Source organism: Paenirhizobium cremeum, from assembly GCF_047553425.1.
Classification (GTDB): Bacteria; Pseudomonadota; Alphaproteobacteria; order Rhizobiales; family Rhizobiaceae; genus Allorhizobium; species Allorhizobium cremeum.
In genome coordinates this window covers 47,707-67,732 of record NZ_CP180220.1, presented here as the reverse complement: position 1 = coordinate 67,732, position 20,026 = coordinate 47,707, and the positions used below count along the sequence as shown (strand labels likewise).

General features: G+C 59.9%; 16 protein-coding genes. 4 read left to right on the top strand and 12 right to left on the bottom strand.

Annotated elements, in window-relative coordinates:
• Nucleotides 1-10 precede the first annotated feature (10 nt).
• The 6 genes from ACLBKR_RS22955 to ACLBKR_RS22930 form a co-directional block, all read right to left on the bottom strand.
• Nucleotides 11-1,042 (bottom strand): ABC transporter permease, encoded by a 1,032-nt coding sequence (locus tag ACLBKR_RS22955; protein WP_113338007.1) that lies wholly within the window; start codon nucleotides 1,040-1,042, stop codon nucleotides 11-13.
• Between the two features lie 30 nt (nucleotides 1,043-1,072).
• Complete coding sequence (locus ACLBKR_RS22950) at nucleotides 1,073-2,611, bottom strand: sugar ABC transporter ATP-binding protein (RefSeq protein ID WP_113448126.1); 1,539 nt, start codon at nucleotides 2,609-2,611, stop codon at nucleotides 1,073-1,075.
• 80 nt (nucleotides 2,612-2,691) lie between these two features.
• Nucleotides 2,692-3,621, bottom strand: coding sequence for a sugar ABC transporter substrate-binding protein (locus tag ACLBKR_RS22945; protein ID WP_113438195.1), 930 nt, complete (start codon nucleotides 3,619-3,621; stop codon nucleotides 2,692-2,694).
• A 407-nt stretch (nucleotides 3,622-4,028) separates the two neighbouring features.
• Nucleotides 4,029-5,531, bottom strand: a complete 1,503-nt coding sequence (locus tag ACLBKR_RS22940) for an HAL/PAL/TAL family ammonia-lyase (protein ID WP_113448125.1) — start codon at nucleotides 5,529-5,531, stop codon at nucleotides 4,029-4,031.
• Nucleotides 5,532-5,611: 80 nt separating this feature from the next.
• Nucleotides 5,612-6,538: a fatty acid desaturase gene (locus ACLBKR_RS22935; RefSeq protein ID WP_113448124.1), complete on the bottom strand. Its 927-nt coding sequence runs from the start codon at nucleotides 6,536-6,538 to the stop codon at nucleotides 5,612-5,614.
• An 85-nt stretch (nucleotides 6,539-6,623) separates the two neighbouring features.
• Nucleotides 6,624-7,541: a phosphate/phosphite/phosphonate ABC transporter substrate-binding protein gene (locus tag ACLBKR_RS22930; RefSeq protein WP_414902297.1), complete on the bottom strand. Its 918-nt coding sequence runs from the start codon at nucleotides 7,539-7,541 to the stop codon at nucleotides 6,624-6,626.
• A gap of 191 nt (nucleotides 7,542-7,732) precedes the next feature.
• On the opposite strand from ACLBKR_RS22930, the gene ppaT reads away from it, so the two are divergent.
• Entirely contained in the window at nucleotides 7,733-8,911 is a 1,179-nt protein-coding gene (gene ppaT / locus ACLBKR_RS22925) for a pyridoxamine--pyruvate transaminase (protein WP_113337927.1), read from the top strand.
• Between the two features lie 230 nt (nucleotides 8,912-9,141).
• Here the strand turns inward: ppaT and scpB are convergent, their stop codons facing one another.
• Together scpB and ACLBKR_RS22915 are read right to left on the bottom strand one after the other, a co-directional pair.
• Nucleotides 9,142-9,852, bottom strand: coding sequence for an SMC-Scp complex subunit ScpB (gene scpB, locus ACLBKR_RS22920; protein ID WP_414901964.1), 711 nt, complete (start codon nucleotides 9,850-9,852; stop codon nucleotides 9,142-9,144).
• 29 nt (nucleotides 9,853-9,881) lie between these two features.
• Entirely contained in the window at nucleotides 9,882-10,835 is a 954-nt protein-coding gene (locus tag ACLBKR_RS22915) for a DUF1403 family protein (protein WP_113448914.1), read from the bottom strand.
• A 714-nt stretch (nucleotides 10,836-11,549) separates the two neighbouring features.
• Here ACLBKR_RS22915 and ACLBKR_RS22910 point away from each other — a divergent pair.
• Nucleotides 11,550-12,659 carry a tyrosine-type recombinase/integrase gene (locus tag ACLBKR_RS22910; protein WP_113488182.1) on the top strand — a complete coding sequence of 370 codons (1,110 nt, stop codon included), beginning with the start codon at nucleotides 11,550-11,552 and terminating at the stop codon, nucleotides 12,657-12,659.
• 44 nt (nucleotides 12,660-12,703) lie between these two features.
• Here the strand turns inward: ACLBKR_RS22910 and repC are convergent, their stop codons facing one another.
• From repC to ACLBKR_RS22890, 4 genes are all read right to left on the bottom strand, one after another.
• Complete coding sequence (gene repC, locus ACLBKR_RS22905) at nucleotides 12,704-13,918, bottom strand: plasmid replication protein RepC (RefSeq protein WP_414902294.1); 1,215 nt, start codon at nucleotides 13,916-13,918, stop codon at nucleotides 12,704-12,706.
• A gap of 151 nt (nucleotides 13,919-14,069) precedes the next feature.
• On the bottom strand, nucleotides 14,070-15,050 hold the full coding sequence (gene repB, locus ACLBKR_RS22900) for a plasmid partitioning protein RepB (RefSeq protein ID WP_113448179.1): 981 nt from the start codon (nucleotides 15,048-15,050) through the stop codon (nucleotides 14,070-14,072).
• Between the two features lie 56 nt (nucleotides 15,051-15,106).
• The gene (repA, locus tag ACLBKR_RS22895) at nucleotides 15,107-16,327 is read right to left on the bottom strand and encodes a plasmid partitioning protein RepA (protein ID WP_113338003.1); all 1,221 of its coding nucleotides are present in this window, start codon (nucleotides 16,325-16,327) and stop codon (nucleotides 15,107-15,109) included.
• A 450-nt stretch (nucleotides 16,328-16,777) separates the two neighbouring features.
• Nucleotides 16,778-17,737 (bottom strand): LysR family transcriptional regulator, encoded by a 960-nt coding sequence (locus ACLBKR_RS22890; RefSeq protein WP_112827849.1) that lies wholly within the window; start codon nucleotides 17,735-17,737, stop codon nucleotides 16,778-16,780.
• Nucleotides 17,738-17,892: 155 nt separating this feature from the next.
• On the opposite strand from ACLBKR_RS22890, the gene ACLBKR_RS22885 reads away from it, so the two are divergent.
• Nucleotides 17,893-18,690 (top strand): alpha/beta hydrolase, encoded by a 798-nt coding sequence (locus ACLBKR_RS22885; protein WP_112827850.1) that lies wholly within the window; start codon nucleotides 17,893-17,895, stop codon nucleotides 18,688-18,690.
• Nucleotides 18,691-18,739: 49 nt separating this feature from the next.
• Complete coding sequence (locus ACLBKR_RS22880; RefSeq protein ID WP_112827851.1) at nucleotides 18,740-19,921, top strand: efflux RND transporter periplasmic adaptor subunit; 1,182 nt, start codon at nucleotides 18,740-18,742, stop codon at nucleotides 19,919-19,921.
• Nucleotides 19,922-20,026 lie beyond the last annotated feature (105 nt).

Below are 20,026 nucleotides of genomic sequence, written 5' to 3'. Positions count from 1 at the left end.
GAGGAGGAGATCAGCGTTTCGCGCGCTTCTTCTGGCGGTAGACGTCTGCAACCACGGCGGCCACGATAATCATGCCCTTGATGATTTCCTGGTAGTAGGCATCGACGCGCAGGAAGGTGAAGCCCGAAGTCATGACACCAAGAATGATCGTGCCAATGACTGTGCCGGTAATGCGGCCCGCACCTCCCGAAAGCGATGTACCGCCGATGACGGCTGCGGCGATCGCATCGAGTTCGTACATCACGCCCATGCCGGCCTGTGCGGTCTGTGCGCGGGCTGCGGTGACGATGCCTGCAAGGCCGGCCAGCATGCCGGCGATGGCATAGACCTTGACCAAGTGCTTTTCGACATTGATACCGGAAACCCGAGCCGCCTGCACATTGGCGCCAATCGCATAGGTGAACTTGCCGTAGCGGGTGTAACGCAATGCGATGTGGAAGATCACAGCGACGAGGAGGAACACCACCACGGGCCAGATGCCGGTACCGATGAAGGTGAACTGCTCGGTCAGGCCGGAAACGGGCTGACCCTTAGTGTACCACTTGGAGATACCGCGCGCCGTCACCATCATGCCCAATGTGGCAATGAAAGGCGGGATCTTGGTTCTGGCGATCAACTGGCCGTTGATATAGCCCGCGAGCAGACCGATCAGAATGCCGATGGCGATCGGAACGAAGAACGGCATGTCCGTGAGACCCGGATAGAGTGCGCGCGACCAAGTCGAGGACTGGGCGAAACTTGCCGAGATCATCGCCGTCATGCCAACGACGGAGCCCGAAGACAGATCGATGCCGCCGGTGATGATGACCTGTGTCACACCGACGGAGATGATGCCGATCACCGCGACCTGCAGGATCATGATCGTCAGGCGCTGCGGGTTCATCAAAAAGCTCTGGCCGACGAACAGCCAGCCGAGCAGTTCGAATATCAGGGCAATGCCGATGAGCACCAGCAGGATATTGGCTTCCGGCGGAATGCGATGGCTGTTGGGCCGGCCTGTCTTCAGATCGACATCGGCCTTGGTGGCAGTTGGATGGTTCATCATCTCCTCCCTTAGGTCATCGGGACGGCGTCAGCGCGACGCCAGGTCCATGACCTTGATCTGTGTGGCTTCCGAACGGTCGAGGAAGCCGGTGACGCGGCCTTCATGCATGACCATGACGCGATCGCTCATGCCGAGAACTTCCGGCATTTCGGACGAAATCATGATGACGGCGACGCCGTTCCTGGTCATTTCGGTGACCAGCCGATGAATTTCCGCCTTGGCGCCGACATCGATGCCGCGGGTTGGTTCGTCGAGAATGAGTATCCTCGGATTGGTCAGCATCCAGCGGCCGATCAGCACTTTCTGCTGGTTACCGCCGGAAAGATTCTCGATGCGTTCGTTGAGGCTCGGCGTCTTGACACGCAGCTTGCGGCACATGTCCTCACATGCCGTGTTGAGGCTCTTCTGTTCGACAAAGCCTTTGTCGACATAACGATCCTGCAGCACGGCAAGCTGCATGTTTTCCAGTACCGAGAGGATCAGCAGACAACCGGTATCCTTTCGGTCCTCCGTGAGGAAAGCCATGCGATTGCGGATCGCCTCGGTCGGGCTGTCGATCGCAACCGGCTTGCCATCGATCTCGATGGAACCTGATGACGCCGGCGTGACACCGAACAGGGTTTCCGCCACGTTCGAACGCCCGGAGCCGACGAGACCCGCCACGCCGAGAATCTCACCGGCCCGTACATCGAAGGAGACATCGTGGAAGACACCATCGAGCGTCAGGTTCTTCACGGAAAGAACGACATCCCCCAGCGGAACATCCTCCTTGGGAAACATCTGGGTGATCTCGCGGCCAACCATCATGCGGATGATGTCATCGCGGGTAACATCGCTCGACGCATGGGTGCCGATGTACTTGCCGTCGCGGAAAACCGAGAACTCGTCGGCGATCTCGAACAGCTCGTTCATCTTGTGGGTGATGTAGACGATGCCGATACCCTGGCCGCGCAGATCGCGAATGATCCGAAACAGATGCTCCACCTCGCGCTCCGTCAGCGCCGAGGTTGGCTCATCCATGATGAGGACGTCGGACTCATAGGAAACCGCCTTGGCGATTTCGACCATCTGCCGGTTCGCGACTGAGAGATCACCGACCTTTGTTTCAGGGTGAATCGCGATATTCAGACGATTGAAGAGAGCGGCCGTCTTTCGGTTCATCTCCTTGTGATCGACGAGACCGAGACGGTTCAGCGGCTCGCGGCGTATCCAGATGTTTTCCGCAACCGTCATATAGGACATCAGGTTGAGTTCCTGATGGATCATGGCGATGCCGTTTTCGAGCGCGTCTAGAGGCGATTGAAGCCGGATTTCGACACCCTTCATCCGCACGCTGCCCTGATCGGGCTGATAGATGCCGGCAAGGATCTTCATCAGCGTGGATTTGCCGGCGCCGTTCTCCCCCATCAGGGCGTGCACGCTGCCACGTTTTAGCTGGAAGCTGACGTCATCGAGCGCCACAACACCTGGAAATTCCTTGCGGATACCTTCTGCTACCAGGAGAAATTCGGCATTCGGGATTGCGCCGCTCTTGCGGACAGCAGCCATCGTCGTCGGGCTGACCATATCGATGTCTCCTCGCTCATCATGCGGGGTGGAATGCGGGCCAAAGCCCGCATTCCTTTCGGTCTTTCCTGAAGGAAAGATCAGTTCTTGGCCTGGTAATCCTTGAGGTTTGCCGGCGTCACGAGCTCGAAGGGAATGTAGACCTTCTTGTCGACGGCTTCACCCTTGGCAAGCTTCAGGGCCGCATCGAGAGCCCCCTTGCCCTGACCCGCAGCGTTCTGGAACACGGTGACGTCAAGATCGCCGGCTTCCATGGCAGCCAGTGCGTCCTGGGTCGCATCGACACCGGCCACGACATAATCCTTCATGTCCTTGCCAGCAGCCTTCAGCGCCTGGATCGCGCCGATCGCCATTTCGTCGTTGTTGGCGATGACAGCATTGAATTCGAGACCGCTCGACAGCCAGTTGGTCACGAGGTCGGCCCCCTGGGTGCGTTGCCAGTTGGCGGTCTGCTCCTCGACGATCTCGATGCCCTTGCACTCATCGGTCGCAACGACTTCGCGAACGGCCTGGGTGCGCATGCGAGCGCCCTGGTTGGAGAGTTCGCCCATCATCACAACGGCCTTGCCCTTGCCTCCGAGAAGACGGCAAACTTCCTTGGCTTCAAGGGTGCCGGCAACGATCTCTTCCGATGCGACGAAGGACTGCTTATCCGGCAGTTCGTTGACGTTGACCGGCTCGCGATTGACGTAGACCAGCGGAATGCCGGCGTCTGCTGCGAGTTTCGACATTGCAACCGTGGCATCGGTATCGACCGGATTGACGATAATGGCATCGACGCCTGCAGCAATGAAATTCTGGATCTGGCTCTGCTGCTTTGCAACGTCGTTCTGTGCGTCCTCGACCTGCAGCGAAACGCCGTCCATGCCCTTGGCATAATCCTGCATGCCGTTGCGCAGGACGGTCAGGAAGTTATCGTCGAACAACGCCATGGAAACACCGACGGTTTCCGCATGCGCAACAGTGCTCAGGAGCACGGAAACGGCCGCGCCCAGTACGAGCTTCTTCATCATGATCTTCTCCTCCCAGTGTGTCCGGCGCCACTCGTTCATGCCGGAAACCGGCCTCCCCGACCGGTCGCATATCCTCAAATGTTCGATGATAAAAACGGAATAAAGAAACCGTATTTGCCATCTCGCAAACTATTTATTCCATTTTTTGGAATGCACGTCAATCACCCCTATGGAAATTGAGCAAGTGTAATTCTTCCCTCCTGGTCGGGTGCACGAGCCTGCCAAAGAGCGGCTTGATGCTGCGATCAATCGCCTTGTTTATCGGGCGTTCAAACGCGCCATCGCCCGTTCGCGAAGATCTCCAGTATAGGGTCGCGTCATCCCCGCCGGCCCGGCAGGAATAGGGAATGACATGTATACTGACTGGCAGATCCGCGATGCAGCCGGATCGCCGGACCCCATGCTCAACCGAGATCGATCCTGGGCAGGCTGGCGCTGACCAGTTCTTTCACGTCGAGCACAAGAGCATTCAAGGGGCGATCGTCCCTGTAATAAGGAGCACGGGAGCGTATCCGGTCCTGAAGAACGCTCGTCGCCGCGGCAGCCGGGAGCGTTTGCGGCTGCATGTCGAAGGCCTGCGCCGCGGCAAGAAGCTCTATCGCAAGCACGGTGGCGAGATTGTCGATGATGGAGAGGGCCTTGTCGGCCGCCGGCGTTGCATGGGTGAGGATATCCTCCTGAAGAGCAGAGGTGATGCCACCATCGAGGCTCGCAGGCGCAGCAAGCCGTCGGTTCTCCGCCACAAGCGCGGCCGCTGTGTACTGGACGATCATGAAACCGGAGCAAACGCCGTTTTCGGCAGCGAGAAAGGCCGGAAGGCCACTGACGAGGGGATTTACCAACCGATCTATCCGTCGCTCGGAAATGGCCGCAAGCTCGGCCGCCGCAACAGCCAGCGAGTCCATGGCGAGGCCGAGCGCGGCTCCCACGGCATGGGCCTGAGAATGGACCTCCGGAGCCGACGCCGTTCCGGCGACCACCGGATTGTCCGTGACACTGGAGAGCTCGCGGTCCACGACTTCGGCAACCTGCGTGAAGGCATCACGCACGGCACCGTGTATCTGCGGCACCGCGCGCAGGCTCAAGGGATCCTGGGTGCGGCTGCCGGCCGATTGCTTCAACCGTTCGCTACCTTCCAGCCAGCGCCGCAGATTTGTGCCAACCGTCTGCAGACCGGATGATTTGCGAAGGGCGAGAGGCATTGCGGCGAATGGATCGACCTGCGCGCCAAGGCTCTCATACGTCAGCGCCGCGGCCGCATCCGCCCATTCCAGCAGCCCCGCCATACGGGCGAGCGCCAGAGATGCGAGCCCAGTCGCACACGGTGTACCGTTGACCAGGCTAAGTCCTTCCTTGGCGAGCGGTACAAGGGACTGCAATCCCACCCGATGGAGAGCGTCCTTGCCGGACATGGTCGTCCCGGCATGCCGAACCTTCCCCTCGCCAATTAACACTGTGCCGATTGCAGCGGCATGGGTGAGGTAGCCGACCGAACCTCTCGACGGAATGACCGGCAGGAGGTCCGCATTCAACAAGGCCAGCAGACCTTCAACCGTCTCTCGGCGAACTCCGGAGTAACCATGGGCGAAATTGGCAATCTGCGCCGCCATGACGGCGCGAGTTTCGGCGCGACCGAGCGGTTCCCCAACGCCGCATGCATGGCTGAGCAGGATATTGCGCGACAGAGCCTTCTGCTGGCTTTCATCAATGACGACATCGCACAGGGCGCCAACACCGGTGTTGATGCCGTAGCCACGAATGCCGTTTGCAACCAGTGCTTCGGTGATTTCGCGTGCGCGCTCGATCCGGCACCAGGCGTCATCGGACAGCTGCAATTTTGCGCCACCGGCGACGGCCGCGATCTCCGGCCATGTCAGGGAACCATCGAGAATGACCGGGTTACTCATGGCTATCTTCCTTTCGCCTGCTTGGGCACGACAGGCATCCCGGTCGGCGGCCCTCGGGATGAAGCAGGCGTTGCGCAGTTTCAGGAATGTTGCGGATGCCGCGGATCATGATGTGGTTTCAATAGATAACGGCGAGCGACGTCGAGATAACCATCATAAAGCAGCCCGCCATTGAGCGCGACCAGAGCATCCCGCTCACGGCGATAGAGAGCCGGAATCTGATACCAGGGAACACCGGGGCGTTCATGATGCAGAACATGCAGGTTGTTATGGAGGAACAACAATCCAAACAGCGGGCTGTTCTCCACGATCGCGGTACGCTCCTCATAGCTGTCGGCATAACGATGCTCGGCATAGGAACGCAGCCGGCTCAAGGCCGCACCGGCATAGACAAAACCCAGAAAATAGAGCCAGAAGGGCATGCTACAGATGTGGAGCACCCAAAAAAGCAACACCCCCACGCCAAGACCGTGGCGAACCCATATCATTGCGCGCCGTCGGTCACCACGCAGGATCGTCAGCGCTTCCCGCCCTAAGAAGACGAACAGCATGACGGCGGGACCGATGGTCAGACGACCGAGAAGCGTCGTGTTCCAGCGCGAAAGCGTCTGGCCAATCGAACCCATCGCGTTCCATGCGACCCATGTGAAATAGTAGGACTCCGGATCTTCGATAGGATCCGTCAAGTGCTCGTCGCGATGATGGATGAGATGACTTTCCTTGTAGATCGCATAGGGAAGCCAAAGCGAAATAGGCGGCCAGCCGATCGCATCGTTTATCCATTGATTGCGCGTCGGATGCCCGTGGATCACCTCATGCTGCAACGATCCGTGCCAGGCGATCAGCCAAGCACCGATGACGGCAACCACAAGGATCGGCAAGGCTTCCCACCACCATGTCACGGCGAGGAACCCGCCATAGATGACGATCGCCAGCACGACCGTTTGCCACTCGATACGACGAACCTGCGGGAGGGATTGAATGGGTGATCTTCTATTGGCCGACATGAACGGGCTCCAGAAAACGTGCCGCATGGAGAGTTTTTTTACATATATTCCATGTTAAATATAGACAATCGAGCAAAGACACTCCTCAGGCAAGCGTCGGATATCCCATCGCGAGGGCCTCCCTTTCGAGCACAAGGAGCTGGTCGTAATCGACGTCGGAAAGTTCCACGACATCGCAAAGCGAAAGAGTGTCCCGAACCTCCCCCATCATAGGATCTGCAAGCGCCGCTCGCAGGACATGTCGAAGAACCTCAACGTCACCGTCGGGCATGGTTTTCCGCGCTATGAACGGCAGACCAGGACCTGACGGCGTAGCGGCGAGAATACGGACATTTGCCAGACGATCCGGATCGAAACGAAGAAAGTTGCCATAGGTGACACAATCGATGGCGGCCACATCGGCGACCCCGGCGGTAACAGCGTCGACGCTCGCGATATGGCTGCCCGTTTCAACCACTGCCGAGAAGAAACGACCATTCCGGGCAAAGGGCGCAACAGCCCGCCGAAACAGGTTCATTCCGGAATTGCTGTCACGACCATTGATCGCCGCGGTCGCACCGTAAAATTCGTCCAAAGAACATGCGGCGCTATCGACGCGGACCACAATGAAACTGCAGGAGTTAGGGCCGTCGCAGCCAGGATAGGCGTAACACGGCGTAGCTACGAGACGTACATGGTTGCGCAAGCGGTAGAGATAGGGATATCCGCAGGTCTGGGCAAATACGAGAGCAGGATGAAGCCATGCCCGGTCATAAGCCAGTTGGTCATCCAATCCGCCGGGGACCGGACTTATCCCTTCCTGCCGCAGTCCGTCACGCAGGAAATGCCAAAGCGCCTCATTCGCTGCCGCGATCTGAGCCGGGCCGGAATACATCGCGAGACTGGCAATCCCGGCGCCGCCATTGTCCCCGGTCGGCGAAAAATGCCGCTCATCTCGCATGCCAGACGTTTTCCACCATAATCGCCCCTCATTATGTCTATACAAGCTGACATAACTTGCCATCGTAGCAAAGCGGGATTTCCGGTTTTCCTTAGATTTCCGGGGTTTTGAAACACACCAGCGAACCTGTCTCCGCGTGTTCGCAGTTTATCGCGGCGACTGGTCCTTTCTTGAAACCCGCCTCCCTGAAGACAAACTATCTTTGGTAATGTGCCGGATGTTCCCCGCGTCGAAACCGTACGAGGCCGCGTGCAATGACCACAAGAATTCCGGATCCCGTCTTCACTCTCACCACCGGCCCTGTGAACTGCTATCCCGAAGTCCTCCAAGCGCTCGGAAAACCCGTGCTCTACGATCAGGATCCCGCTTTTCTGCAAACTTACGAACGCGTCAACCTCAAGGCTCAGGCTGCATTCGCTTCGGCCAATGTTCCGGTCATTCTGCAGGGAGAGCCGGTCCTTGCCCTGGAAGCAGTGGGGGCTTCAGCCTTGTCCAAGGAGGATGTCGTCCTCAACCTCGCCTCCGGCGTCTATGGCGACGGTTACCGCTCCTGGCTGGAGCCTCATGCCAGGGAATATCTCGAGATCCGCGTTCCCTTCAACGAGGTCATCGACCCGGCATCGGTCGCAGCAATGCTGGCTGCTCGTCCCGAGATCGCTGTGGTCACGGTCTGCCATCACGATACACCTTCCGGCACCATCAATCCGGTCAAAGAGATCGGCGAGATCGTCGCCAGTGGCAAAGCGATCTTCGTGATCGACGCCGTTTCTTCCTTTGGGGGCATGGAGATCATGCCCGAAGACGTCAAGGCCGACATATTCGTCGCCGGGCCGAATAAATGCCTCGGCTGCCCGCCTGGGCTATCGCTGCTAGCTGTCAGCGATAAAGGCTGGGCCAAGATGAAGCGCAATCCAAACGCGCCACGCGGTTCGATCCTCAGCATACTCGATTGGGAAGACGCCTGGAAAAGGGAAAAGCCTTTCCCTTTCACGCCATCCGTTGCCGAGATCAATGCTCTCGAAGCAGCCCTCGATCTTTATCTCGCGGAAGGTCCCGGGACGGTGTGGGCTCGTCATGCCCTGACAGCAAGAGCCTGCCGCGCAGGGATAAAGGCGATGGGCCTCGAGCTTTGGGCCGCATCCGAAGACTTCGCCTCGCCGACCACAACGGCCATCCGTCTGCCGGAAGGGATCGACGAAACCGCCCTTCGCCAGACCATGCGGGAAGTCTATGGCGTTGTGATCTCCGCAGGACGTGGCGCAACCTTCAACAGGCTGGTGCGTATCGGACACATGGGACCAACGGCGAGGCCCATCTACGCCTTGATCGCCGTAACAGCCCTTGGCAGCGCAATTGCACGGATGTCGGGCAAGCCCTGCGACGTCGGGGCTGGCGCTGCGGCCGTCATGGCTGTGATTGACAGCATGACATGAACCAAAGACTGCTGCATGAATGCCGAACGGAGCGCTGCCGCATCGTTTGATCTGTTCCGGGCCCGCGGCCCTAAATGCTGGATACACACACCCCGATTATGGCGCCGGCCATTCAAGTGCCGGGGTCACGATGAACGGCTCTACTGATTGCGTATCTTTTCAATGATTCCGCAAAAGATAAAGGATCGAGGGTCCCATCCAGAGTCTCGAGCGCGTCCCGGACGGACAATCTAGGACGTTGTCCTGAACGTGTCGTCGTCCCAGTCATGATCCTCCTCCGGCGCCCCCTCTTCTTCGCCTTGGCTTTGATCCTCATCTGTATCCACCGCGGAGTCCGCTTTCCGGCTGAGCAGCCCCGCATCCTCGAGTGCCTCGATATCCGGAAGGTCGCGGAGCGTCTCGAAGCCGAAAGCAGAGAGGAATTGCTTTGTCGTGACATAGGTGTAAGGAGCTCCGGGCGAGGGACTGCGCGGACCGGAGGCGAGAAAACCCGCAGAACGGAGATCGGCAATCGTGTCGCGGGAAATCTCCTTGCCGAAGACCTTCATCAGTTCCGCCCGGGTCACGGGCTGAAAGTAAGCGATCGCCATCAAGACGGCAGCCTCGTGCTCCGAAAGGTTCGCGGAAATCGAGCGCGTCGGTGCGAACGAGGCACGGATGATCGGCCCATAACTGGCGCGTGTCCGATGCTGCCAGCCGCCTGCGACGGAAACGATATCGTATGGTCTGCCGACGAGATCTTCGCGCAGGTCCTCCACCAACAGGTCGATACTGCAGTCCCGCCCCACCACCCGGGCCAGCGTCTCGCGATCGACTGGCTCGATCGAGGCAAAGATCACCGCCTCGACCCGCAGCATCCATTCGCGCCAGCGTAGTTCCGGGGGCAGATCCTGAAGTTCACGATCGATGAGGACCTCGCTTCGGGTTTTGGTCTTCCTCATCGCTCTTTCCAAATGCGGTTCCCCCATGGTTACACCCCGTAAATCCGGAAGCTCGTTCGACCCGACAGTTCACGCACGGCACCAAAACCCTGAAGCCGTTCGAACATGCGGCTGCTGGCCCAACGCGACAGGTTGGTTCCGGGAGCAGATGCCGCGATAGCATCGTCATCGAGCAGTTTGCGGATGACCGCCTCCGCCCCCTTGGTGCGCACCTTCGGCGCGACCAGGAGGAGGCTTTCGGCGCGGCGTCCAATATCGCCGGCACTCCGTAGCGCCGCATCGATGGCCTCAACGAGCGCCAGACATACCGCCCGCCCGAATACGTCATCGCCAGGACGAATACGCCCCCTGCCCCCGAGCGTGCGGAAGGCCGGACCGTAACGCTCGGCCATCAGCAGCGGCACGGGCCGTTCCCATTTGAGTTTCGCGGCGATCAGGATATCGGCGAGCGCCCATGCCAGCGGCTCGGCGTCCGGGCGGACGGCGACAATTGCCGTCACCAGGTCCGCAGCGGCGAAGAGCGCCGGCCGGCCCGACTGCAGCGCCACATCGGCAAGATCGACGGCGGTGGCCAGCCGCCCGTCCCATGCCAAGCCCAACAAATCGGCGAGTTCGGCCAGGGCCTTCGAGGAAAAGCCGGGTTTTCGGGTTGCAAGCCCTTTATAGGCGAGAAACACCTTGCCGGCCGGTCCTGGATCGTCGCCAACTGCGGTGAGCAGAACGGCGTCGCGCAGCGCGTTTTCGTCTTCGTTCCGGCCCATCAATCGCACCGCTGCCGCGGCGCATTTGAGGGCCTGACGGGCGCGCCAGCAGCCGGCCCAGGCTGGGCTTGACCGCACCAGATCATCGAGTGATTTCAAGGCAACGCCGGCGGCGAAGGCGGCGTCTGCGTTGTCGGGATTTGGGCGGGGCTGCCTCGCCCAACTTGGCAGGCGGGAGAGAACCGGGGTCAGAATATCGGTCGGGCGCGTGGTCGAATCCATGGGAGAGAGGATAGCAGAGGCGAGCGATTATTCCAGCAGTTTTGCCGACAAACCGCACAGCTCGTCTCGATTCTATAACGACAGATAATCTTGCATTATCGTTCCTTGTTCTCTTTTATGAAAACCGCGCGCGCAAGCGCGGCAAAACGACCGCTGTCGTGGCGCAGACGGCGGTAAGAGACACGGGCGATGCGTTTGCTGGCCGTCGGAACGACACGGGATGCCTCCTTCCCCGGCCGCGCGGGCGACCACGCCTTGGCGACCCCGGTCGGTCGCCGGGCTCTTGGTGTGGTCTGGTGCGCTTGTGGAGCTTGCCCGATGCCATTCCGGATTTCTCCGCCTTCCCCCTCCACGCAAGCCATGGCATTGGCGAACGCCGGCCTGTGACGACTGCGGCTGCGGCACCTGCCGGTCTTGACGCCGGAGCGGCTGTCTCTGCGCCCGCAATCCCGTCGATCCTTCCTGTCATCGAACCGCGGTTTGCGCGGCAGCTGCGGGTGGACGTTCCATGGCCCTCCCGCCCTACCCCGGTATTCCCTATCGCACCGGGAAACCAAGCAGGCGAACGCCGGTCGGCTCCCCCGAAGCGCAACCGGCTTGTCACGCTCTCCGTCGCCCCGTAATCTGCGGCAAATCACCTGTTTGCGCGTGCCCCGTGAACCCCCATTGTGGCGGTTGCCGCCGATTTCGCGGCAAGCGCCGAACCCTTTCGATATGGCCGGCATGGAAGAACCAGACAAGAACCACCTCACGCTGCCCCTGCCGCCGCCTGCTCCGGATGCCGCCGGCGGCCTTTCCGATCCCGCTTCCTCCGCTGAAGACGGGCCGTTGCCTCTTTCGCAGCATCTCGAACATCTCGCCGACCGCGCCCGCACCTATGTCGAAGCCGCCAGTTCGGCCAATACGCGTCGCGCCTATGCGGCGGACTGGAAGCACTTTTCCGCCTGGTGCCGGCGGCAGGGTCTCGCGCTGCTGCCGCCGAGCCCCCAGGTCGTCGGCCTCTATATCACCGCCTGCGCCTCCGGAACGGTCGAGCGCGGCGCCAGGCCGAATTCCGTCGCAACCATCGAGCGGCGTCTCTCCTCCCTGTCCTGGAACTATGCCCAGCGCGGCCTTGTCCTCGAGCGCAGGGACCGGCATATCGCCACCGTCATGGCCGGCATCCGCAACACCCATGCCGCGCCGCCGCGCCAGAAGGAAGCGATCCTTCCCGAAGACATCATCGCCATGCTGGAAACCCTCGATCGCGGGACGCTGCGGGGGCTGCGCGACCGGGCCATGCTGCTCGTCGGCTTTGCCGGCGGCCTGCGCCGCTCCGAAATCACCGGTCTCGATCTCGGCCGCGACCAGACCGAAGACGGCCGCGGCTGGATCGAAATCCACGACAAGGGCGCCCTCGTCACCCTGCGCGGCAAGACCGGCTGGCGCGAGGTCGAGATCGGCCGGGGATCGGCCGACACCACCTGCCCCGTCGCGGCGCTCGAAGCCTGGATCCGCTTTGCCCGGCTGGCCAGGGGACCGCTCTTCCGTCGCGTGACCGGAAAGGGCAAATCCGTCGGCGCCGAGCGTCTCAACGACCAGGAGGTGGCGCGCCTCGTCAAGAAGACGGCGATGGCAGCGGGCATACGCGGCGATCTCTCCGAGGTCGAACGCGGCCAGAAATTCGCCGGCCACTCGCTGCGCGCCGGCCTTGCCTCCTCGGCGGAAGTCGACGAGCGCTACGTGCAAAAGCAGCTCGGTCACGCCTCCGCCGAAATGACCCGCCGCTATCAGCGCCGCCGCGACCGTTTCCGCATCAACCTGACCAAGGCCGCGGGGCTTTGATCCGGCGGATCCGCATCGTCCGCTTTCCCTTTCCCGCCATGCCGCTACGATGCCCTTTGGCCGGGGGTCGGATGGGCCCGGGCGAGCGCCATGATCATCGGGCCGAGCGAGAATTCGCCGCGGGCGCTTTTGCGCGTGAGATCCCGCAGATAGCCGCCGGGCGAGTTGATATGCCCCGCCCTTTCGAGAATGCAGGCCATGGCGACGGCGGCGTTTTCCGGCCCCATGACCTCGCAGGCCTCCTGATAGGCCGAGGGGCTGACCCCCAGCATCGATCGGACCACCACCGCCGCGGCCATCATCTCGCGCCAGCTCGAAATCGCGCCGCCGGGACCATAGGCGGCCATGTCCGGGCAGGCCCTCAGCACCATTCCCAGGGGGAAGGTCTTGATCGGCTCGCGCCGGGGTGCGGGAATACCCGCCGGCGGTTCGTCCTGCTCTTGTTCAGAGCGAGGTTCAAGTTCATTGATGGATTCGGTATTTGAATTCTGTATGTGCTGACGGCATTCGTCACCATTGCCGTCGCTTTTTTGTGTTTTAAGCTGCATTTCCATGATGTTGACGATTTCCTCGCGCAACAGCGCCAGATCCGCATGCACGGCCTCCAGTTCGTCGACGCTCCGTGCACGCCCGATGCCGGCGACCATGCCGATATAGCCGGCCTCGATCGTCGCCCAGTCGCCGGCAGCCCCCTCCTCCATCGCCGCCGTGATCAATTTGCGGATGTCCCGCCGCAAGATGGTGATCTTCTCCCGGTGGATCCGCACCCTGCGGCGCTCGGCGGCAACCTGCTGGGCAAGCTGCGCCAGTTCTTCCGCCCGCGCCAGAAGCGGCGCCAGATTGAAGCCGTAGGCGTCTTCGATCGCGCCCCCCTCGCCCTTGCGCGCATAACGCTTGCCGTTCGGACTGTCCTTGCGGTGAATGAGCCCGGCCTTGACCAGAAGCGCCAGGTTCTCCCGCAGCGTCGTGCCGGCAATGCCGTTCGCCCGCGCGCTCAGTTGCGCATTCGACGGAAACACGATCAGGCCGTCTTCCGCAGAAAGCCGGCTTTCCGGATAAAACGACAAAAGCGCGTTCAAAACCGCAAGCGCACGGTCCCGCAAACCAAGCAGCCCCCGCGCATCGCAGACATCGCGATAAACACGCCACTTGTCCACGCTCTTGCCCGGCGCAACAGAACCGCTCTCAAGCTGGCCCCTAATCAGCGCAAGCGTAACACCTCGACCACCAAACGGTGTCGTTATATTTTGACCTGGCATTTTTCTTCACCTTCTTGCAGGCAAAAGAAATTTGTTCACCTAAACGGCGCCAAGACTCTTGACTATGATTCGCGGAAATGGGATTCTCAGGCTGCTACACAAGAGAAGGGCTTCCGCTACGGCAACGTTCGGGGGCCTTTTTCTTTTGCTGTCAATCTCCTTCGTTCAAACCCTGCGCCTGGAATTCGGCATAAAGCCGATCCAGATTGTCCGAAAGAAACCGACCGAAATCGCCCGCAGCTTTTGCTTTGAGTGACAGGGTACATTTTCTCCCGGTATTGATGATCTCGGCCGAAAGTCGCTGATCCTTCGCCTGCCAGGATTGCTTGAGGGCAGGGACGACCTTCTTTATCTGCTTTCCAGGCCTGTTAAGCGCTCCGACAAGTGCATTGAAGCGGTCGTCGGATCCGAGCGCTGCGAATTCTTCGCTTTCGACCAGAGCGTCGATCTTTTCCTTGCTGCCGCTCTTTCCGATCAGCAGCGATAGCTCGACCCATCGTTCGCGACCGATCGACGGCGCTGCGCCGATTCGGACAATCAAAACCTCAGGTATCCGCTCGGTAACCGATGCCATTTTCGAAACCGATGCCGCATTCGCAGCAAGGGCGGAACAAATGACCGAGCGATCATATCCGAGTTCGATAAGACGTCTCGCAAACGACGCCCGTTCGATGAAGGAAAGATTGGCACGGGCAGAATTCTCCTGCCCCTGAGCAATCACATGGGTGCGGTCATCCAGTGGCTTGATGACGGCCTTGACCTTGCGGCCGAGTTCCCGCGCTACACGAAGACGTCGATGGCCGAAGACGACCTGATAGCGACCACTCGCGGTGGGGTGGGGCCGCACCAGAATAGGGGTATCTTGGCCACGTTCCTCGATTGCGATTTTCAGTTCAGCGAACTGTTCGTTATCGTCATCAAGGCGATCGGAGACGAATGACCCCTCGACGGTTTCCGGATCGAGCTCGACAACGGCATCCCCTTCCAGAAACTTCTCAGCTTGCTTGGCGAGCTCGTCCAAGGAGCGGATCATGTTTTTGGAGGCTCCGCGCATGGGATAACCACCAGCCGTCGGCGAAGCAGCCTGCTCTTCCGTATCGGCAAGGCCCGCCAATAAATTCTTCCGTGCCATCCGTTAGTCCAATCCGAGATAGATAACTGAAAACAAAAGCGAAATCTCCGTTTTTGTCAGCTGACAACCGCTCTGCCCCAGGCCGCATGAATAAGCTGTGCGATCTCCGCATTGACCGAATCCAGCGACTCCAGCGCCCGATCATAGGTCGAACGGGTCATTTGGTTTTTGTCGACTTCATAGAGCGTTTGCTTAGTGATCCCGGCATCCGAGATCGCCGTTGACTTTAGCATCGGGTTTTTCAGCACATATTGATGGAAGAGGGTTTGCATGAAGCCCACCATCTGCGCCTGCGGCACATCCGTGGGTTCGTAACGGGTGATGAGATAGCGATACCAGGAAAGATTGACCTCGGCACCCGCCTCTCGGATCGGCTTCAATATACCGCCAAGCATCAGGAGAAATTGACCCATGGACATGACATCGAGCATTTGCGGATGAATGGTAATCAGAACACTCGTCGCAGCGGTCAGCGCCGTAATCGTCAGATAACCGAGCTGGGGAGGGCAGTCGATGACGACAACGTCATACCGGTCATCGACATCGGCGAGTGCGCGTGAAATCCGCGTAAAGAAGGTCTTTCCCTCGTTGGTCGATTTGTTCGCCATGGCAAGCGGCGTGTCATATTCGAACTCTTGCAGTTCAAGATTGGCCGGCACGATGTCCAACCCCGGGAAATTCGTCGGCTGAATAATGTCCAGAAGGGATCGCCGCTCTTCATCGTAGCGGATCGCTTCATAGAGAGAAGGCGACTGGTCGAGCTCCGGCTGGAAGCCATGCAGTGACGAAAGGGAGGCCTGCGGGTCGAGGTCGACCGCCAGCACACGATGTCCCGTCAAAGCGAGATACTGCGCCAGATGTGCGGCCGTCGTCGTCTTGCCGGATCCACCCTTGAAGTTCACCACAGCGATGACCTGCAGTTTTTCGTGCGCCCGGCGATGGGGAACATAGTTCCGGGTATCCGAACGTCCATGCTCGTCCAGATAACGGCGAAGTTCCAGCATCTGCTCGGCGGTATAAAAACGCCGACCCGAGGAAGATGTATCCGGCGAGGGCCCTTTTCCCTCGAGATGCAGCTTCTTCAGAGTGCTCTGGGACACCCGGAGATAGTTCGCCACCTCCGCCATAGTGAATTGCCGAAGCGTCTTCTTGGCATTCGGAGGAAAACGCTGCATGCTTAAAAGATGTAGCTTCTTCGAAATCAGATCTCCCTGCTCGAGGATCTCGTCTTCGAAATGCACGGGCTGGCTCGCGGTCGTTGACGGTTTCGCGTTCATTGGGGTGGTCGCTCTCAAATAACGATATTCAGGCCTATGCCCGCAGTTAATCGTTATTATCCGCGATTCTCGAAGGCAAACAAGGAAAATAGCGTTAACAAAATCCTAATGGACCCAGAAGGTGATATCGCACCGCCACAACGGAATGGAGATATTTTTCATAAAAATCAAATGTTTACGGCCTTTACTCACGACAGACCGACGCTTCCGTTCTTCGGCTCTCCGCAGTGGAAAGTGTTTGAACACCACCGCGAATGAGAGTCCATTCCATGGGAAAAGCGGCCCGCGACGGAGAAGATCGAGCGACTCACTTGTCTCGACCGGGCACATCCCACCCGTTCTGGCGGCATCTCCAAACCATCGAAAATCCCTATCCGGCTTTTCACCGGTGCCATGATTCTGCGACATCCGCCGGTCGCGGAAAAGCGGAGAAGGGTGCCAGACGGCTGGTCAGGACTTGCCTGTAGCGAGTTCGGCCGCCCGTGCCCGGCCGGGGCGGGCGGCCGGGCCACGCGCAATCCCCTGCAACTGCTTGGCAAGCCAGTCCACGAACACCCGTACCCTGTTGCTTAGATGCCTGGTCTGCGGATAGACCACGTAGAGCGGGAAGGGGTCTCGGGTCCATTCGGGCAGCACCGGCACTAACTCACCCTTCTTCACCGCTTCCTCGACAACGAAAAAGGGCGTCTGCACAATCCCAAGGCCGGAAACGGCAGCTCTCACATAGGAGCGGCTGTCATTGACCGACAGGATGTAACGGGGTGACACTTCGAGCAACTCGTCCCCGCGGCGAAACTCCATGGGCAAGACGCGACCCGCCTGTGCCTTCAAATATCCGACACAGAAATGATCGACTTCGAGATCCGTCGGATGCTGTGGCATGCCAAAGTTTTCGATATAGAAGGGAGCCGCGTAAGTCTGCATATGCAGTTCGCCGACCTTGCGCGCAATCAGCGACTGGTCAGACAGAACGCCGGCCCTCAGCGCACAATCGACATTCTCTGCGATATAATCCACCAAACGGTCACCGACACCGATGTCGAGCTGTATCTGCGGATAGCGCATGTAGAAATCGCAAAGGGCCGGAATGACGACGGAATCGGCGAAAACGCTTGCCATCTCAACGCGCAAGCGCCCAGCCGGCAGAGATTGCGACTTTGAAAAACTGCCATCGAGTTCGTCAAGCTCGGAGAGGATCTGCGTCGCTCGCTCGTAATAGAGGGCACCATCGGTGGTAACCGTAACACGGCGAGTCGTACGGTTGAGGAGAGTTGTACTGAGATGCGCCTCCAGTCCCTGCACGAGATTGGTGACCGATGTCTTCGGCATTTCCAGGCTCTTCGCGGCACGGGTGAAATTCCCGGTTTCCACGACCCGCACGAAAACCCGCATTGCGGAAATCTGATCCATGCGCTAGTCCTTGCTGCACGGCAGCATTGTCCTGAAATTTGGAACAGTGTTGCCAGATTTTGCTACCTTGTGCATTTTCTCGCGAACAATAATATCAGTTTCATATCTGGCAGCAAGCTCCGCTCCTCCACATGGGAACGGTTGAGGATTTTTCAATGACGGCGCAATGGGGAAATATAGCGTTTGACAGGTCGGCTAAGCCGCCTGTTCCCATGCGCCTGTATGAGGGCAAGAGCAAGAGCCAAACCCCGCCGCTGGTGCTTTATCTGCGGGGAGGCGCCTTTCTATCGCAAGCTCGCGACAGAGATGAACAACCCGCAGCAAGGGCGATCGCTGATACGGGAGCAGCAGTTCTGGAGGCAGACTACGGAAGCGCCTCTCAGAACCTGTTTCCGCAGGCCCTGGAATATGCGTTTGCCGCGTTGCAGTGCCTGAGCCGGCACCGTAAACAGTTCGGTGCCGCTAAATCGCTCCTTCTGGTGGCTGGCGATGAGGCTGGAGGCAATGTCGCGGCCGGCGTTGCCCTCAAGGCACGAGACCAGATGCCGGGCGAGCTCGATGGCCAGATCCTGCTATCGCCGATGATCGATCCGCTGATGGCAACGGCTTCCTTTCAAAAAGCCGATGAGATCGGTATGCGGGAGCGCTGGTCCGATGGCTGGAGCCATTACCTGAGCTCCCGTTGCGGCTTCCAGCACCCTTATGCGGCACCTTGCCTGTGCTCGCGCCTCGCCGGCGTTGCCCCGGCACTGGTGGTCACGGCCGATGACGATCCGCTTCGCGACGAGGCGCTTGGCTATGCCGAAAGGCTCCGCGCGGCTGGCGTCTCGGTGCGCAAACATGTGTTTCCCGCCGGCTCTGGCTGGACAGGGATCTACAAGGACGGCGACGGTGAATGGCTGACAGCGCTCGGCACCGAGTTCACCGGCTTCGTCAAACAATTAAGTTCATAAGACATTTGAATACTGACAGCAGCCGTAGTTAGACTGCAAGGAGACTATCATGACAGCGAAAGGCAAGCGCTGGGCCCTGTGGGGTGCCAGCATCGGAACCGCCGCGTCCATCGCAGGAGCGGCCATCTATCTCGACCAGCCGCGGGGAGCCAATGCAGCATCCGACACGGCGGCTGCCGCACCGGCACCGGCGATTCCGGTAACCGTTGCAACCGTCGAGCCACGCAGCGTCAGCACCTGGCAGGAATTTTCCGGCCGGCTGGAAGCTGTAGACCGGGTGCAGGTTCGTCCACGTGTCGCCGGAATGGTCCAGTCGGTTCACTTCCGTGAGGGGGGACTGGTAAAGGCGGGCGACCTGCTCGTCACCATCGACCCGGAACCCTATCAGGCGGCCGTTGCCCAGGCCGAAGGTCAGGTCGCCTCGGCGCAAGCCCGGGTCGAGCTGGCTTCGACGGAATTCGAACGTGGCAAGAACCTTGCCGCGAAGAACACCATCTCCCAGAGCGATCTCACACAGCGGCAAAGCGCCCGCAACGAAGCCTTGGCCAATCTTCAATCCGCCAAGGCAGCTTTGAAGTCGGCGCAATTGGACCTGGACTACACCCAGATCAAGGCGCCGATCTCGGGCCGTGTCGGCAAGATCGAAGTTACGGTCGGTAATCTCGTGGCAGCCGGTTCGTCTTCCACTCCGCTGACCACATTGGTTTCAGCCGACCCGATCTACGCAAGCTTCGATGCCAGCGAGGAGCTGGTCAGCCGCACGCTTGCCGAGCTTCCCGTTGCGAACGGTTCGCCTGCAATCGAACAGGTTCCCGTCGAGATCGGAACCCTCGCTGACAACGGCACTCCCATCCGCGGCAAGCTCCAGTTGATCGACAACGAGGTCAACGAATCGAGCGGTACGATCCGCGTACGGGCTGTCTTCGACAATCCCGATGGACGTCTGATCCCGGGTCAGTTCGTTCGGGTCCGCATGGGGCAACCCAAGGCAGAAGAACACCTTCTCGTGAGCGAGCGCGCCATCGGCACCGACCAGGACAAGAAGTTCGTTTTCGTGGTGGACGCCTCCAACACGGTCGCAACCCGTCAGGTCCGCCTGGGCACCAGCGTCGACGGCCAGCGTATCGTGGAGGAAGGCCTGAATGCCGGCGACCGGATCGTGGTGAATGGCCTGCAGCGGATCCGACCCGGCGCAGTGGTCGATCCGCAGGCGGAAGTGGCCCAGCAGTAATAACAAAGGCCGGCGTCTTCCGTCGGCCAACCATTCCAACCCGTTTTCAGGCTTGCGATCTCAGGATCACAGGCAGCGGGGTCGTTTAGACTATGTTCAACCCGG

Coding starts and splice junctions, on each gene's coding strand:
- ACLBKR_RS22955 (WP_113338007.1), bottom strand. CDS start 1,042: ATGAACCATCCAACTGCCACCAAGGCCGATGTCGATCTGAAGACAGGC.
- ACLBKR_RS22950 (WP_113448126.1), bottom strand. CDS start 2,611: ATGGTCAGCCCGACGACGATGGCTGCTGTCCGCAAGAGCGGCGCAATC.
- ACLBKR_RS22945 (WP_113438195.1), bottom strand. CDS start 3,621: ATGAAGAAGCTCGTACTGGGCGCGGCCGTTTCCGTGCTCCTGAGCACT.
- ACLBKR_RS22940 (WP_113448125.1), bottom strand. CDS start 5,531: ATGAGTAACCCGGTCATTCTCGATGGTTCCCTGACATGGCCGGAGATC.
- ACLBKR_RS22935 (WP_113448124.1), bottom strand. CDS start 6,538: ATGTCGGCCAATAGAAGATCACCCATTCAATCCCTCCCGCAGGTTCGT.
- ACLBKR_RS22930 (WP_414902297.1), bottom strand. CDS start 7,541: ATGGCAAGTTATGTCAGCTTGTATAGACATAATGAGGGGCGATTATGG.
- ppaT (WP_113337927.1), top strand. CDS start 7,733: ATGACCACAAGAATTCCGGATCCCGTCTTCACTCTCACCACCGGCCCT.
- scpB (WP_414901964.1), bottom strand. CDS start 9,852: ATGAGGAAGACCAAAACCCGAAGCGAGGTCCTCATCGATCGTGAACTT.
- ACLBKR_RS22915 (WP_113448914.1), bottom strand. CDS start 10,835: ATGGATTCGACCACGCGCCCGACCGATATTCTGACCCCGGTTCTCTCC.
- ACLBKR_RS22910 (WP_113488182.1), top strand. CDS start 11,550: ATGGCCGGCATGGAAGAACCAGACAAGAACCACCTCACGCTGCCCCTG.
- repC (WP_414902294.1), bottom strand. CDS start 13,918: ATGCCAGGTCAAAATATAACGACACCGTTTGGTGGTCGAGGTGTTACG.
- repB (WP_113448179.1), bottom strand. CDS start 15,050: ATGGCACGGAAGAATTTATTGGCGGGCCTTGCCGATACGGAAGAGCAG.
- repA (WP_113338003.1), bottom strand. CDS start 16,327: ATGAACGCGAAACCGTCAACGACCGCGAGCCAGCCCGTGCATTTCGAA.
- ACLBKR_RS22890 (WP_112827849.1), bottom strand. CDS start 17,737: ATGGATCAGATTTCCGCAATGCGGGTTTTCGTGCGGGTCGTGGAAACC.
- ACLBKR_RS22885 (WP_112827850.1), top strand. CDS start 17,893: ATGACGGCGCAATGGGGAAATATAGCGTTTGACAGGTCGGCTAAGCCG.
- ACLBKR_RS22880 (WP_112827851.1), top strand. CDS start 18,740: ATGACAGCGAAAGGCAAGCGCTGGGCCCTGTGGGGTGCCAGCATCGGA.